General features: G+C 40.9%; 13 protein-coding genes and 1 riboswitch. Of the genes, 6 read left to right on the top strand and 7 right to left on the bottom strand.

Annotation, left to right across the window (positions count from 1 at the left end):
• Positions 1-178 precede the first annotated feature (178 nt).
• Positions 179-368: riboswitch (cobalamin riboswitch) on the bottom strand.
• Between the two features lie 132 nt (positions 369-500).
• Both PSPO_RS16010 and PSPO_RS16005 read left to right on the top strand, forming a co-directional pair.
• On the top strand, positions 501-1,220 hold the full coding sequence (locus PSPO_RS16010) for a lipoate--protein ligase family protein (protein WP_010559552.1): 720 nt from the start codon (positions 501-503) through the stop codon (positions 1,218-1,220).
• 78 nt (positions 1,221-1,298) lie between these two features.
• The gene (locus tag PSPO_RS16005) at positions 1,299-2,789 is read left to right on the top strand and encodes a dipeptidase (protein ID WP_010559553.1); all 1,491 of its coding nucleotides are present in this window, start codon (positions 1,299-1,301) and stop codon (positions 2,787-2,789) included.
• Between the two features lie 165 nt (positions 2,790-2,954).
• On the opposite strand, the gene PSPO_RS16000 is transcribed toward PSPO_RS16005, so the two are convergent.
• Positions 2,955-3,260, bottom strand: a complete 306-nt coding sequence (locus PSPO_RS16000; protein WP_010559554.1) for a hypothetical protein — start codon at positions 3,258-3,260, stop codon at positions 2,955-2,957.
• Between the two features lie 132 nt (positions 3,261-3,392).
• Entirely contained in the window at positions 3,393-3,989 is a 597-nt protein-coding gene (locus PSPO_RS15995; RefSeq protein WP_010559555.1) for a TetR/AcrR family transcriptional regulator, read from the bottom strand.
• A 123-nt stretch (positions 3,990-4,112) separates the two neighbouring features.
• Here PSPO_RS15995 and PSPO_RS15990 point away from each other — a divergent pair, with 123 nt between their 5' ends.
• Positions 4,113-5,240 (top strand): MBL fold metallo-hydrolase, encoded by a 1,128-nt coding sequence (locus PSPO_RS15990; protein WP_010559556.1) that lies wholly within the window; start codon positions 4,113-4,115, stop codon positions 5,238-5,240.
• Positions 5,241-5,305: 65 nt separating this feature from the next.
• On the opposite strand, the gene PSPO_RS15985 is transcribed toward PSPO_RS15990, so the two are convergent.
• From PSPO_RS15985 to PSPO_RS15965, 5 genes are all read right to left on the bottom strand, one after another.
• On the bottom strand, positions 5,306-6,100 hold the full coding sequence (locus PSPO_RS15985) for a substrate-binding periplasmic protein (protein WP_148665277.1): 795 nt from the start codon (positions 6,098-6,100) through the stop codon (positions 5,306-5,308).
• A gap of 97 nt (positions 6,101-6,197) precedes the next feature.
• A complete protein-coding gene (locus tag PSPO_RS15980; protein WP_010559558.1) occupies positions 6,198-6,437 on the bottom strand; it encodes a hypothetical protein in 240 nt (79 codons plus the stop codon).
• A 190-nt stretch (positions 6,438-6,627) separates the two neighbouring features.
• The gene (locus PSPO_RS15975) at positions 6,628-8,484 is read right to left on the bottom strand and encodes a S8 family peptidase (RefSeq protein WP_010559559.1); all 1,857 of its coding nucleotides are present in this window, start codon (positions 8,482-8,484) and stop codon (positions 6,628-6,630) included.
• 821 nt (positions 8,485-9,305) lie between these two features.
• Positions 9,306-11,501, bottom strand: coding sequence for a TonB-dependent receptor (locus PSPO_RS15970; protein ID WP_010559560.1), 2,196 nt, complete (start codon positions 11,499-11,501; stop codon positions 9,306-9,308).
• A gap of 387 nt (positions 11,502-11,888) precedes the next feature.
• On the bottom strand, positions 11,889-12,320 hold the full coding sequence (locus PSPO_RS15965) for a DUF6326 family protein (RefSeq protein ID WP_010559561.1): 432 nt from the start codon (positions 12,318-12,320) through the stop codon (positions 11,889-11,891).
• 181 nt (positions 12,321-12,501) lie between these two features.
• On the opposite strand from PSPO_RS15965, the gene PSPO_RS15960 reads away from it, so the two are divergent.
• From PSPO_RS15960 to rimI, 3 genes are all read left to right on the top strand, one after another.
• Positions 12,502-13,698 (top strand): helix-turn-helix domain-containing protein, encoded by a 1,197-nt coding sequence (locus PSPO_RS15960; RefSeq protein WP_010559562.1) that lies wholly within the window; start codon positions 12,502-12,504, stop codon positions 13,696-13,698.
• 324 nt (positions 13,699-14,022) lie between these two features.
• Positions 14,023-15,465: a RimK family protein gene (locus tag PSPO_RS15955; protein ID WP_010559563.1), complete on the top strand. Its 1,443-nt coding sequence runs from the start codon at positions 14,023-14,025 to the stop codon at positions 15,463-15,465.
• 2 nt (positions 15,466-15,467) lie between these two features.
• Positions 15,468-16,571 (top strand): ribosomal protein S18-alanine N-acetyltransferase, encoded by a 1,104-nt coding sequence (gene rimI / locus PSPO_RS15950; protein ID WP_010559564.1) that lies wholly within the window; start codon positions 15,468-15,470, stop codon positions 16,569-16,571.
• The last annotated feature ends 134 nt before the right edge of the window (positions 16,572-16,705 follow it).

Raw genomic sequence — 16,705 nt, 5'->3', positions numbered from 1 at the left:
GTTTCCGCATACTAGAACTAATGCGAAGGGAAATGACAAGATACAAGGCACACGCCTTTGCTTGTTACAGCAAGGAATAACAATATCATTCAGGTAATTAGATGATCCATGTTCGCGACCACACATTACTGTAATTGATATAAAAGCGATTGTATTCTCGTTGCTCACCGCCCACCGCAGTACTCGAGTGAACTAGGCCGGTCTCCGGACTCCTGATCATCGCTTTGACAGCACCTTCCCATCATAAACAGACAGTGGTGGTTGTCGCTCACAGTTACCGTTGCGGGGGCAGTTCCAGATTTTAACTGGATTCCCGTTTAAACATTGTTTATAAAAAAACAATAGTCACCTAATTACAACGCAAATATATGTCAGCTAGCATTGTTAAATCAAGCTAAGACATTATTCTTATTAAAACTTTTTGTTTGTTGATATAACGAGGCACTGCCAAAAATTACAAACTGCGGTATGCTAAGCAAAAAGTTAATCTTTAATTAGCAATGTCAAAAGTAAAAGCCAAAGTACTTCGTTTCAAGCAAATCTCAGTTGAAGCAGTTTTTGAAAAAGAAAATGAATTAATTAGCCAACTGCAAAACGGCAATTTAAACCAAGCACTGTTACTTTGGCAAAGCGATAAGCCAACTTTGGTTTTACCGTCAGGTAATAAATGGCAAAAAACTGAAGCGCTCGAATCAAAGCTAAAGAAAACCGGTTGGCAACTACACGCCCGCAAAACTGGTGGCGCCCCTGTGCCACAATGTGAAGGGGTAATTAATGTATCTTATATGTATGTGTTAGAAGAACATATTCCCTACTCGATTCCAAACGCATACAAAGACTTTTGCGCTATTTTATCTTCTTTTTTTGAGCAGTTTAATATTAAGGTTGAAACCCACACCACCCCCGGCAGCTATTGCGATGGTGATTACAATCTTAATATTAAAAGTAAGAAAATCGTCGGCACAGCCCAGCGTGTATTACTAAAAAAAGGCGGTGGTAAAATTGTATTGGCGCAGGCCTGCATTTTAGTAAATGCAAATATGCCAACCTTAGTTGCACCTGTAAATTTATGTTACGAACATCATCAGCAAGATGACCGTGCAATAGCCGATGTGCATACCAGCTTGTTTGAACACACCCAAGAGCGACCCGATATCGACGAATTATTTCAGCGCATATTTACCAGTTTTATAAATCATCAAAAACATAAATCGAGCTGACCGTAAAACCCTTTTTTTAGTGTTCAGTGGTGTTACACTTGGGACTTATTTCACCTTTAATTACCTTGGAGTGCTCCCTTGAAATTCGCTCTTCTTCCATGCGCCGCGTTACTGGCAAGCCATGCGTTTGCATCTGTTAGCCCATCAACCGATGAGTTGGCAAAATACGCCGTAGCAGAATACCAAAATGCGCAAATACATACGTTAGCCAATATGGTGTCGTTTCCAACCGTTAATAAGAAAGACATCGATACACCGCAAAATCCGGACTTTATTGGCTTTAAATCGCTATTAAAAATTAAAGCGGCGGAGCTTGGTTTTGATTATCAAGATTTTGGGCACACCGTATTAATTGGCATGGGTGAGCAACAAGACAAAGTAACCATAGTGACCCATGGCGATGTGCAACCGGCAGACCCAACAAAATGGCAGCAAAGCCCATTTGTACTTGATAGCACCTCAGAGCCAGGTAAATTAATTGGCCGAGGTACCGAAGACGACAAAGGCGCAATTTCAACAGCACTTTATGCCATGAAAGCGCTAAAAGATAAAAATATTACGCTAAACAATCGTATTGAACTTATGGTGTACCTTGCTGAAGAATCAGACTGGGAACCACTAAAGCGCTTTATGAAAACCTACCAGCAGCCAAAGTATGCAATAACTATTGATGCATCTTACCCTGTGGTTGTTGCCGAAAAAGGCTGGAGCTTAATTGCCCCGACATTTACAGGTTCATCACCACAAACCGGTGTTTATGTTAGCGAATTAAAAGGCGGTGCATTTGTTAGCCAAATACCTGAAGATGCCAGTGTGGTACTGCATAATGCGGATGCGCAAGCGCTTAACATACTTAAGCAAAACATAAATGCACTGAAAGATGTGCAAGTAACACTTACGACAAAAGGCGATAGCGTGCTTGTTAGTGTTAAAGGGGAATCAGCGCACTCATCTGAGCCAGAAGCAGGACACAATGCCATTGCTCACTTGGCAGAAGTGTTCAAAGGTATTGATCTAGAGAATAACAGCGATGGTCAGGCCATCGAATTTATTAATCAACTTATCGGCCTTGATTTATACGGCGCGAAATTTGGTGATATTGCCTACCGTCACGATTTTATGGGGCCAATGACTGTCGCGCCAACACTGCTAAAACGCAACGAAGAGGGTCTTAAATTATCGGTTAATTTACGTCGCCCAGTTGGCAAAACAGAGGCACTATTAAAATCACAAATTGATACCACGCTTAACAATTGGCAAGCTAACAACAATGTGACGTTAAACAATGTGGAAATTCATATTGGCACGCCAATGCTGCTTGATGATGCACCGCACGCTGAAGCGCTTTTAGACATCTTTAAGCATTTTACTGGCGATGAAGATGCAAGCTTTGTTTCGATTGGTGGAGGCACTAATGCTAAGCTATTTGATAACGCTGTGTCGTTTGGTCCATCTATGCCTGGCAAAAAATACACAGGTCATTCTGAGCACGAGTATTTAACACCAGAGCAAATGGCGCTAAACTTAAAAATGTATACCGCCATGATGGTAAAACTTGGCAATATGTAAACGGCCAAATTTAGAACAACCATAATTTATAATGAGGCAACGTTATGCTTTGTGACAAAAGTATGACGTTCCTTAGTACCTTGATTACATTTAGAAAGTAGCACTTTTAAACAGACTTACACACCATTTCTGGGGATAACCTTGATACCCAAATACCATTCGTATTTACGCCTTATCTAATACCCCTTTAAAGATTAATGGGTAACGTCTTATGCGGTGACCAATGTAATCATCTGCCATTATTTGTTGGCAAAACTCATCAATGGTTAGGTTTGCTTCAAAAAGCCATTCCATTCGCTCCAGTGCGCACAAAAAACCACGTTTTAAATATGCTTGGCTTTGATAATGCGCAATATTCTGCTTAATGATATTGAGTTTCTCGGGCTCAGCTTGCAGCGCGGCGATCACCGCTTTTAAATATTGCTGCTGTTGCGGATGTGCTTTTTCCTTGCGAGGGCGACCTAATGACACGTATTACTTCTCTTAATTAACTTTTAACGATTATATGCAACAGAATTGAAATTGGATTAGCGTCTATTTATCTTTTTTTGATATCAGCATTAATAAAAGGTTTATTTAGCTAAAAAATCGCATAAATATTGTCTAGGAAGAACCATAACGCGCTAAAAACAGTTCAACCGTTTGTTCAATTAAATAGGCTTCTTGTTTTTCACTGGGCACATCGAAACCGTATAAGCGTGGATAAAAGATATGAGATTTCAGCTGATAAACAAACTGCTTCGCCGCGAGTTCTTTGTCATCAACCTGCATTTTATGTGCTGACACTGCATCAGTTAAAAACTGCTCTAAATACGTCATACAGCCAATTGAATTGGCGCTCAGTTGCTTAGCAAATTCGGGCACTTGCAACATTTGCAAAAAAGCGATTTTAGCAACACGTAAAAAATTGTCGGAACGAAACAGCGAAACTTCATGCTCTGCGATAGTTAAAAGCTGTTCTTTGAGCGACTTATTTTCATCAAATATAACTGTTTTAATATTATTAAGTTGCCCCATCATGCGTTCAATAATGGCGTAAAAAAGCGCATCTTTTGTTTCAAAATGGTTGTACACAGTACGTTTAGATACCGCAGCCGTTTTAGCCACTTCATCCATACTGGTATTCGCTACCCCATTTTCAAAAAACAGCTGCTCTGCAGCATCCAGAATATGAACGCGTTTTTGCTCAGATAATTTCATAGTTTTCTCATTAACAGTCTCGCTCATTTTAAACTTAATTAAAAAATACTGCACTACACAGTTTACTTTTTTATCATTTAATGAAAAACTACACCGTGTAGTTTACATTTTTAGAGAAACTCGATGAAAACGATTAAGTGGTTAAGCCTTTTACTCATTATTTTATTTATTGGAGCCTGCACTGTGAACAATAACTTAGCAACTGAGGGCACGAAAAAAGCGCCCAATCAAAGCCTATACAAAAATGGTAAGTTCTATAACGCCGACACCATGGCGCCTAATAGTTTACGCAAAGTTGCCGGTATTTTTGTCCGTTACTTTACGGAGAAAAAGCTCAATGCAATACCAGAACAGTCACTACCGATGAACACCGTTTCGCGCGAACAGCTTGAATTGCTGGACGATAACGAGATCCATATTGTAAAACTTGGTCACTCATCTATTTTGCTTAAAGTATATGGTGAATTTTGGCTACTCGACCCTGTATTTGCAGAGCGCGCATCACCCTTTAAATTTATGGGGCCAAAGCGTTTTCACCCAACACCAATTTCGATAGAAGCGCTTCCTCCTATCGATAAAGTACTAATTTCCCATAATCATTACGATCATCTCGATAAACACAGTGTGAAACTGCTTGCAGATAAAACTAAACAATTTTTAGTGCCGATGGGTGTTGCGGGTGATTTAGCAAAATGGGGGATCAACCCAACAAAAGTAAAAGAGTTTGATTGGTGGCAAGAGTTAGCAACGACACACGGTTTTATTGCCTTTACGCCCACAAAGCATTTTTCAGGCAGAGCACTGAATGATGGCAACAAAAGCTTATGGGGTTCTTGGGTAATTTCTGCTAACGCTAAAACCTTATATTTTAGCGGTGACTCTGGTTATTTCTCTGGCTTTAAAGACATTGGCGAGCGCTATGGCCCATTTGATATGACCTTTATTGAAACCGGTGCCTACGATAAAGATTGGCCAGATGTGCACATGACACCAGAGCAAAGTCTGCAAGCACACCTTGATTTAAACGGCAAGGTAATGACGCCAATCCATAATGGCACATTCGACTTAGCGTTTCACGCATGGTACGAACCACTAGAGCGGATCTTAACCCAAGCAACACAGCATGCTGTTAGTTTAAACACGCCAATAGTGGGTGAAATTCAGCAGCTCGGACAAGCGGCAAATACACATGCATGGTGGCAAGATTATATGCCATCTACCAAGCCAACAACTCTCGTTGCAACGAACTAAACTGTGATGCTTTGTTATTTAAGGGCGCACTGCGCGCTTGAATAACAAACAGCGATAAATAGTGTTTAATTCATACCCTGTTTGTCAGTTGATTGTTTGCTGTTTGACGGCAATTGACTGACTAACTTATCAAAGACCCCATTTCGTTTTATTTCAGCCAAGCCTTTATTAAATGCGTTTAGATACTCGGATGACGCTTCGCGATCTTTTTTAAACAGTAAATGGGTGGTGTCGCTGCGCAGCGGTTTTTTGCGATAGGCCAGTCGCTTACGTTGACGTTTAGAAAACTCTTTTTTCAACATGTAGTTAGCGGGAATAAGCGACATTGGAAAAGCATCAATCCGACCTTTTATTAATCGCGCTAAATTTTGTTTATCGGTATTCAGCCAATCGAGTGTGAGCTTTGATTCATTTCCCGCGGCTAATAATTCTTTGGTATAGCTATAGCCAGTTGTAACGCCAATCAATTTGCCTGCCAAATCATCAATGTTTTGCCAATCCACCAGCGGATTTTTGGTATTGTAAAAAAGGTAGGTCGTTTCGGTGTAAAGTGCTTCACTGCAATAAAATTCTTGTTGTTTTTCCTCGGTACAAAACCAATAGGCAGCGACATCGAAATGGCCTTTTTGCACTTCTACAAAACTGCGTCCCCACGGGAAATAACTAAATTTTACGCGATAACCTTGTGTTTGAAATGCGGCGCGAATAACCGCAGGTACGAAATTAAACTCACCTTTGCCACGGGTTGAATAAGGCGGATATTCGCCGATAGCAATGCTCACCATTTTTGCTTGGCATGGCATAGCCAACAAGCACATGGCAGTCAATATACACACTATCAGTTTTAAAGAAGTGTTCACATTTTTATCAAGCTAGCACGCCTGAACCATAAAAACCAAAATAGGTACAAAACGGTAACCCTAATCGCCTTTATAGGCAAGCTGAGATGATTTAAATCTACGATTTTTTACGTGCTTTTATATAAAGATAAAGCATAAATAGCCAAATCGTATTCGCACCAATTATATGGAACCAAAATGATACCGGAGACTCTTCTCGTAAAATTGCCTCACCGCTTCGCCCCGCAGGAATAACGCCGCTTTCAATATATAAAATAGTGGGAATGAGAAAGAGCAACATAATGATAATCACCCAGCCGAGTGTTGGCGCTTTTGCGTTTTTAATAAGCGGTGGCATCTGCATCCATACAGTAACGTGTTAATGTGAAGAGAATTATACTGGCAAGATATAAGGCTAATTACAATATAAACAACTATTTATTTCATATACTCCGATAAACACAAACCAGTTACAGTGTCTTCATCTAAAACGTCAGCTCATAAAAAAGCCAGCGAATACGCTGGCTTAACTTCAGAGAACTTAATGTTTAATAACTTGCTGTTAGCGTAACACCTGCGTACGCAGAATAAGCGTTAAGTAAGATGTGGTAGGTTCCACCCGTTGCACCACTGCTTAGACTACATGACTCATTATTGCCCCAGCGATAAGGACGACATTCATAATCAGTTGTCGTCGGTTGAGCACCTTTTTTCACGTACAGATCTACGTCGCCGCTACCATCTGCTGTGGTTACCGTAAGTGTTTGGTTTGCTGGTACGTCAATTTTGAAGAATACTTGACTGTTAGCATCGCCCGACAAGTTTGCCATCGGTACGCCGTTATCTAGACAATCCGTACAACCACCATCAGCACTGTACGTTGCGACTAGACTTGCGCCTGAATATGCAGAGTAACCTTGAAGCATCACGTAATATTTGCCGGCCGCCGGGGTATTAAACTCACAGCTTTCGTTATTGCCGTTTTTATATGGACGACAATCATAGTTACCTGTGGTGGCAGCTGAGCCTTGTTTCACATAGAGATCTGCATCGCCCTGACCACCCGAAAGTGAAATAGATAAACTCGATTGTCCCGCTGGCACGTCAACAAAATAACTGGTTTCACTGCCCGCAGCACCTGCAGCCGATACGGCTTGATCTTTAATCAATTCTGTTACAACCGGCGGCTCTGGGTCAACTGTGCCTTCAAGCGCATATAACAACTCGTTAGGTGAACCCGATTTAGCATCCGATACTTTGTTTTTGCTAGCACCAGCTGAGAGTTTACTGTCGATTTGCGCTGGCGTTAAGCTATTGTCTTCATCAAGGTAAAGTGCCACCACACCCGCAACATGTGGCGATGCCATTGATGTACCACTGATAGTATTTTCAGATGAGTCTGAGTTATACCACGCTGATTTGATACTCGAACCCGGCGCATAAATATCTAAGCATGTGCCATAGTTTGAGAAACTTGAACGACTATCACTTGACGTCGTCGAGCCAACAGTAATCGCCGTTGTTGCACGTGCAGGCGAATAGTTACAGGCATTGCTGTTATCATTACCCGCTGCAACCACAAAGCTTACGCCCGAAGCCACTGCCGCCTCAACCGCTTGGTCAATTGCCGATGATGCCCCGCCACCTAAACTCATATTCGCAACCGACGGGCCGCTAGCGTTGTTTTTCACCCAGTTAATACCATCAATAACGCCCGACGTACTACCTGAGCCGTTACAGCCTAATACGCGAACACCCACAATGTTAACGTTCTTCGCAACACCATAGTTTTGACCACCGATGGTGCCAGCTACGTGCGTACCATGACCATTACAATCAGATGCATCCGAGTCATTATCTACAAAGTCCCAACCACTGCTTGCACGGTTACCAAATTCGTTATGAGTATTACGAACACCAGTATCAATTACGTAAGCAGTCACACCAGAACCATCAAAGTTGTATGAATAATTGCTATCCAATGGTAAATCACGCTGGTCAATGCGATCTAAACCCCAAATCGCATTTGATTGGTTTGCATTGCTAGATACGATTGGGTCAACCGAGATGATTTGCTCAGGTTCGATAAATTGAACGAGATCTTCTTTTAATAGCTGTTTTAGCTGACCTTTCGACAGCGTATACTGTGCGCCGTTTAGGGTATTACCAAACAATTTATTGGCATTAACGCCATATTTACCACGAATTTTGTCGACATTTTCTTTAGCTTGTTCAGCGATACTGCCACTCGCTAGACTTTTTGGTACTGAGTTAAATACTACAACATACTTGTTTGGTACTTGTTTACTGGCATTTACTTGAATCAACTTATCGCTATTTGCATGGGCAAAATTAGCAGAACACACCGTTGCGATGAGTAACATTGTTTTTGAATATTTAAACATGACGTTTCCTTGTTGCTTTGGGGTTAAGTACTGCTAAAAAACCTAGCTCAAAAAATAAACACATCAAAGCTTCATTTTCATTTTATTAACATTTGTACCGATAAAAGGGTGTTGCATGATGAATTATTTATACTTAAATAAGATTACTAATCACAAATATTAGATACAAAAATCTAAATGGTAATTATTTCTAAATAGTTTATGCTTTGTAAAAGTTTGTAACCGAGAAACTAAAATAATAAAAAAGAATGAGTGAAAAAACTTAAAAAACAATACCTTTTGCTTTATAAATTTACGATGCAGTAAGGTTAACTAAAAACCCCGATTTTGCCTTACATTGCTGATCAAGTTGAAAACCACATTTATATTGCGATATGCAGCGCCCATTTTTTGCAAATCAATTAACACCCAAATGTAAACAAAATGTAAATAAGCTAAATAATCATTTCATATGCGTGTTTATGTATTCAAGCAAGTAAACATGAACTTTAGTTTATAACCCCTTATATTCACTCACGCATTATTCAAATCACAAAAAGTACGTAACTGTAGGTCTTGTTAATTTTGATTGATCCATGCCTGTTGTTTTTGCTTGTAATAAAAGCGAAAGCGGCTGCTCTAAACAGCGTAGCTAAATGATGTGGTTAAGTGTATTTATTGATGTATCAACACAAAAAAGGCGCCTAAGCGCCTTTTATTTTTACATTTTACGTAACCTCAGGTTTGGGTTAGAAGTACTTTTCGCAATGCGCCGTTACCGAGTTTGCGTTACAGCGTAAGCACAACCAATATTTCTAACCAAAAGGTTAATCACGTAATAATTAGAATGTCATTGAGTAACGTACACCAAATTCGCTTGCGTCATTACTCTTAATTACTAATACGTAATCGCCAGTATTTAAACGCGCATCATCGTAACGTTCGTCAAAGATGTTACGACCATATAGGTCAACGCGCCAGTTTGCATTTGCCGGAGAGTAACCCACGGTAAAGTTAACTAGGCTGCGCGCTTCAACTTCAGTTAAACGATTTGGATCTGAGCTCGGCTCACCATACATGTCGCTGCGGTAAGAGTAATCAATACGTGTATTGATAATTGACCCATCAGACAGCGCAAACTCATAGCTTGGGCTAATTGACGCCGTTAAATCAGGTGTAAGTGGTGCAACAGGTTTCACACGGTCTTGTTCATCAACATCAACATCCATATAACCTAAGCTAGTGTGTACGCTAAAGTTATCAGTGATATAAGCGGTACCTTCCCACTCGATACCGCGTGACGTTTGTGAAACCACTAAGTTACGCGTATCAAAACCACCTTCTGATGTCGTGCTAACTTGGTAAGGTAAGTCGTCGTAGTTAGTGTTAAATAACGCAACACTCATGCTAAAGTTGCTTGTAACTTGACCTTTTAAACCCACTTCGTAGTTAACCGCAGTAATATTGTCAGTCGCAACAAAACAGCTTGCATCACCGAATAAACAGTAAGGACGTGCTGGGAACTGACCACCTTGGTAACCACTTTGAATGCTACCGTACACATTTAAGCCATTTTCAAGGGTGTAATTAGCCGATAAATCGTAGCTTACTTGGCTCCAATCATCTTCCGCATACGTTGGACCAATACCTACGTTTGCCGTTGCTTCTTTTTCATCTTGGGTATAGCGCAAACCGCCCGATACACGTAAATCGTCTGTCATGTCGTAGCCAACATTCACAAATACCGCTTTACTTGTTGTTGTTTGGTCTAGCTCAAGTAAGTTTGCACCGCCATTGAAGCGTGAATCAGCACCTTGACGGTTGCTACCTTCTTCTTCAAACCAATATAGGCCCGATACAAAATCAAACTGACCTAAATAACCATTTAGCTGTAGCTCAACAGATGTTTGGTCAGCTTCACCGCGCTCTGGGTAATGATCAAGTGCATAAATTGTACTGTCATCATCAAGGCCCGCTTTATATTCAGACGAGCGTTTGCTTAAAATAAATTTCGCACCAAGGTCGTTTGAAATGTCGTAATTAGTGGTAAGCGACACGCCGTTTGCTTTGTTGGTTACTTCTGTTACTTCAATCGAGCCTGTTGCGTTGTCGTATGGGTCTGCTGCTACATCAGAGTTACGTAATGGACCCGTTGGTGTTGGGCTGCCAAAACGCATGCCTGTGTAATATGCGCCATTTGGCATTTCATCAATTAATGTCGTGTACGGGCGAAGGCCGCCTTCTGCATCATTTGCATCAGCTGTTACCACAAAGCTTAAATCATCGGTTGCATCGTACTTAACCGATACACGTCCGTGGAACTCGCGGTTTTCACCTACATCGTATTTTGCTTCTGGTAAATTAATAAACTCACCTAAGCCACCGCGTTGGTTGTAGCCTGCGTTAAAGTTAAAAGCTAAGTTGTCAGTAAGACCACGGTTAATAAATACATCACCTTTAACACGTTCGCGCGTGCCCACTTCAGCCGAAAGTTTAGTAACCGACTCGCTGTTTGCTTGTTTGGTAATGATATTAATCGCACCGCCAATTGAGTTACGGCCATAAAGCGTACCCTGCGGACCGCGTAATACCTCAATACGCTCAATGTTTGCTAGGTTCCAGTTTTGACCTACTTGGCGACCTAAATAAACACCATCTACATAAACACTTACACCAGGATCCGTTGTGATCAGGTGATCTTGCAAACCAATACCGCGAATAAACGGGTTAGCCGATGAGTTATGACCTGCTGAAAAACCAGTGATATTTAGGTTAGGAACAAATTTACCTACATCAGTAATTTCAGAAATACCTTGTTCAGCTAGTTTATCGCCACTAAACGCACTCATCGCGATAGGCACTTCATAAATAACCTGCGAGCGCTTGGTAGCTGTTACCGTAATCGCTTCGATATCTTTTTTAGCTGTTTGCGTTTCGTTTGCTTCATTCGCCACAGTGGCAAAGCTTGAAGCTGCAATCAAAGAAAAGGTGATTGAATTTAACTTGCTAAAACGCAAGAAAGAATTGGATGTTGTCATTAAGTAGCGCCTTTTTGCTCATACCGAGTAATTGCTAGTAATGGATTAGCATGACAGTTAATCGGTAATTTATAATCGTTTCGCTTCAATTTTGCGCAACAACAAGGGGTTGTATTTTAACCACATCATTACTTTGCAATATCGAATTAATATGTAATCTTGGTAAATCAAACAGTTAACAACTGCGTTACCAAACGATTAATACACAAAAAGCAATATTAGCATTTATTTCATAAAAATATCGCAAAAGTTAAATAAATTTCGTGATTATTTCTCGCCATTAGGATGGGTTATCTATAAAACGGATGCTTTTTTGTGTAGCAAATAGCGCCAAAACGATTATGAAAAACAAGTTAATTGGCGCCACAGCAATCAATTTAAAGCAGATCAAGACGCGTCATTTTTAGGCCATCGCCATGCAAACCAAATGGTGGCAAGCGACAATATAATTTCTAACGCTGTTAAATAAAGGTAAAAAATCCACGTAGTTTCTAGGTTTAGCCCTATTAACAAAAGCACAAATAATGCGGGAATAATAATATTTAACCAGCGGTTAACAGTGGGTTTTAAGACTAACGATAAAAATACCATCAAACTTGGAATAGACATTAAAAACGCTACTGCAAAAAATTTTGCTTGTAGCCCTTCACTATTGGCACTTACCGCCATCGCGTTAGACATAACCCCGGGCACATACACCTCGATGTAATCACCATAAACATAACAAAACATCACAGCAGCCCAAAGTGCTGCTAATTTAAGCTTTACATTTATGGTGTCGTTTACCAAATCACTTGGCATCTGGTTAGTTTGACTCATGCTTACTCCATTATTAATTTATTGCGCCCATTTTTATGTGAGCGTGTTGTTCTTGTTGCGTTGCCCCTCGCTTGACTGAAATAAACAATATAATTTATAAAGGGTTAAGTCGTCCGAGACTAAAAGCGCGGACACTTTTTTGCTGTAAAAATGGATATTTTTCAATAAAAGGAAGTAAGCAGTGACCGACCCAATAGTACTAGTGCTCACTATCATAATGGTGGGGCAAATTAGCTTAAGCGTGCCACTATTAGTTTCTCGCTGTCACGCTAACGCCACGTTTATGCCTTTAGCAGTATTTTTATTAGCATGCGGATTACTTGCTATGAATTCTATTGTGGCAACCCTGTTTGAAAGTGCGTATTTGATTTATACCGCATTGGTATTTCCCACCCTGTTTGTACTTTGCCCATCACTTTGGTTTTACATTGAGGGGATCACCTCCAATACCCCGTGGAAATTCACTAAAAAACATGCTGTGCACGGTGTGTTAGTTATTCCCGCACTGGTGGTTTCAGTGATGATATTAATGCTGCCAAGCGATGTTCACCACGCTATTTTTATTGACGATGTAACTGCAAATCACCCGCTTGTTGGCACATTGTTTACCACCATGTTGATTATGATGGTGCTTTGGCTATTGCAGTGCGTTTATACCTTGTATCGTATTATTCGCCGTTTGAGCGATTATCGAAAAGAGTTAAAAAATGTTTTTTCTAATAATGAAAACAAAGAGTTAAAATGGGTAAATTGGCTGCTCTTTAGCGCACTGTGCGTTTGGCTTGTTTCTCTCACCACATTATTTGCATCAAGCTTATTTAATAATGTGCTGTTTAATGCCAGAGTTGAAGTGTTGTTATCGCTCCTTTTACTTTGGAGTTTGGCGCACTTTGGCTTACAACAAAAACCCGCGCTGATAGGTGAAAACGCGTTTTTGTTAGGCGATGCCAAAACAGAAATCAAAGACCAACAAAGCCAAAAACAACATAATGGTATTAACTGGCAGCAAAAATACCAGCGCTCTGCACTTAGCCAAGCGCAATCAGCACGTATTGCCGAAAAAATAAATGCGGTAATGGAAAATGAGCAGCTTTACTTAGACTCAAGCTTATCTTTACAAAAGCTAGCCAAGCATACTGCTATTTCCCCCAATTACATTTCACAAACATTGAATGAAACATTAGGGCTTAATTTTTTTGATTATGTAAACCAATGTCGCATTGAGGCTGCCAAACCACACATTATTGCAAACCAAAGTTCGGTGCTTGAAATTGCCTTGGCTGCGGGGTTTAACGCGCGTTCTTCTTTTTACAAAGCATTCAAACAACAAACTGGGGTAACACCAAGTGAATTTCGAAAGCAAAACGCCATCGCTTAACTATTAGCAATTGGGTTTAATTTGGCAGCACGAATTAAGAGAATGTAAGAGCGGTTTTTCATCAAAAACAGCTAGCGAATGTTGACCTTTACGCTTTTGATATTCCAATAAAAATGTTTGTCATTACAACAAAAATAAATCGTGATAAATCCCACCTATATTGCTTGCTGAGCCCCCTTTGCCATGACACACTCACGAAAATTTTTGCAAGACTTCAGTGCGCATAAATAATCCTATTCGCACCCTATTTTTTAAAATAAGTGGTGTGCTGCAACCGTCAGTTTTGATGTGCCAAAGCATCATCCACACTACTTGGAATGATCCATGGTGAAAACCTTAATTGTGGTTGATGACACTCAAACCACATCACATAACGATATTAAAGCAATTGATTTTGCAACTTACCTAAAAGACTATCCGAAGCGTGATGAGCCTAAAACGCGTGTTATAAACCTTTGCGAAAGCAGCCGCTATTTAAGCCAAGGCTACTACTGCTCATTATTAGCAGAAGCCCGTGGCCACGACGTTTTACCAAGTGTAAAAACGCTTAATAACTTGCGCACGCCAGCCCAAATTTTAGTATCGAGAAAGTACCTTGATAAAACCGTATGTAACGACGGCGAAACCTGTTCAGTACTAATGTGTTTTGGTCGTGTGCAAGATGAAAAAATGCAAAAACTGGCAGCGTTGGTTTATCAAGAATACCCGGTACCGGTATTACGAGTCGCAATAAAATGTGACCTAGAACAGCTCACACTCACTATTGAAATGCTGAGCTTTTCCGTTTTAAGCGACACAGAAAAAGAGTTTTTTAATAGCGTGGTAAGCGAGCTTGCAAACACTGCGTGGAAAAAACGCCAAGGCATTAAAAAAATGCGTTGGGATGTTGCTATGTTGGTTAATCAACAAGAAGCATCAGCGCCGAGTAATAAAGGTGCGTTGAGTCGTTTTATTAAAGCAGGGGAAAAGCTCGGCATTGCAGTACATATAGTGGAAGCAAGTAGCGGCGTGAATTTAGCACATTACGATGGCTTATTTATTCGTGAAACCACAGGTATTGATCACCATACTTATCGCTTAGCGCAACACGCCGAAAAGCTTGGCCTTGTGGTAATGGACGACCCAACGTCAATTTTACGTTGCTGCAATAAAGTGTTTTTACACGATGCATTTAACTACCAAAAAGTGCCAAGCTTAAAAACACATATTTTGGCAGATCAAAGCCCTGATACCATCGCTATGCTCGAGAGCAGCTTTGGCTACCCGTTAGTGCTTAAAATGCCTGAAGGTTCGTTTTCTAAAGGGGTGTTTAAAGTTAAAACCCGTGAGGAGCTAAAAACACGTTTAGCCGAATTATTTGCAGAATCAGCGCTAGTGCTGGCGCAAGAGTTTATGTTTACCGATTACGATTGGCGTATTGGCGTAATTAATGGCCGAGCACTGTATGCTTGCCGCTATTATATGGCGCGCAATCACTGGCAAATTTATAACCATAAATCAAAACGCAACTTTTCAGGCGCGTTTGATAGCTTACCAACATTTGAAGTGCCTAAAGCGGTGCTAAGTAGCGCATTAAAAGCAGCTGCGGTAATTGGCGATGGTTTTTATGGCATTGATATTAAAGAAGTCGACGGCAAAGCCTTTGTACTTGAAGTAAACGACAATCCAAGTATCGACCATGGTGTGGAAGATAAATACCTGGGCGAAGAGTTATATATGCAAATTATGTCGGAGTTTTTACGCCGTTTAGAGAGCCGAGGCAAATAACCATGGCATGCCGTATTCGTGATGCAGTAAGTAACGACCTAACCGCATTACTTGCCATTGAAAACCGCTGTTTTCATAGTGATAAAATTAGTCGGCGCAGCTTTAAACGCTATTTAGTGTCGGAGCACAGTAAATTATTGGTGGCCGAAAACGACGACTTAGTCGTTGGCTACGTATTAATTTGGCTACACAAAGGCACCCGCCTCGGGCGCATTTATTCGTTAGCGGTATTACCTGAAATGCGCGGGAAAGGCATTGCTGAGCAATTATTAACGGCGATTGAAAGCGTTGCTAAGGCACACAAGCGCTTTTACATTCGCCTTGAAGTTGCAGCAAAGAACCAAGCGGCTATTAATTTGTATGAAAAGCTTGGCTACCGTGTTTTTGGCCGTTTTGCAGCCTATTATGCCGACAGCAGTGATGCACTCAGAATGCAAAAACGCATTCGCGCCAATACCGAGCAAGGGGCGCACTTAGCTGCGCCTTGGTTTAGACAAACCACAGAGTTTACTTGCGGCCCAGCAAGCCTAATTATGGCAATGTCAGCGCTGGCGCCCAAAAACAAAAATTGGGTCGAGCAAGAGCTGGCAATTTGGCGTGAAGCCACCACCATTTTTATGACCTCAGGCCATGGCGGCTGCCACCCATTTGGTTTAGCGCTTGCGGCACATAAACGCGGGTTTACCAGCCAAGTTATGGTGAATACCGATACGCCGCTATTTATTGACAGTGTACGGGACGCTACAAAAAAACAGGTGATTGAACGGGTTCACTATGAAATGCTAAGCAACTGCCAACAATTAGGCATTAATATAAGCTATCAAGAGCTCAATCTTGAGTGGTTACAAGCACAATTACTAAAAGGACACGCGGTGATTGTACTCATTAGCACCTACCGTTTCGATGGTATGAAAGCGCCCCATTGGGTATTGGTTACAGGCATCGACGATGAATGCGTTTATGTGCACGACCCCGATGTAAACGAACCAATTCAAAGCGATATTGACTGCCAACATTTACCTGTTGCCATTGAGGCATTTCAATCAATGGCCGCCTTTGGCAGCCAACGTCTTAAAACAGCGGTGGTTGTAGCGAATCAAAAGTAAGAGGGAAAAGTGTAATACCAGTTCTACGCTGTTGGCTTTTCATTAAAATCACATACGCATTCTAATTAAACCCCTTGATATGAATGCGTACATCTATGACTAAAAGCTATTTTAAGAAACAATACGCTATAGTG

Source organism: Pseudoalteromonas spongiae UST010723-006 (genome assembly GCF_000238255.3).
GTDB classification, from domain to species: domain Bacteria; phylum Pseudomonadota; class Gammaproteobacteria; order Enterobacterales; family Alteromonadaceae; genus Pseudoalteromonas; species Pseudoalteromonas spongiae.
This window is presented reverse-complemented; position numbering and strand designations above follow the sequence as displayed.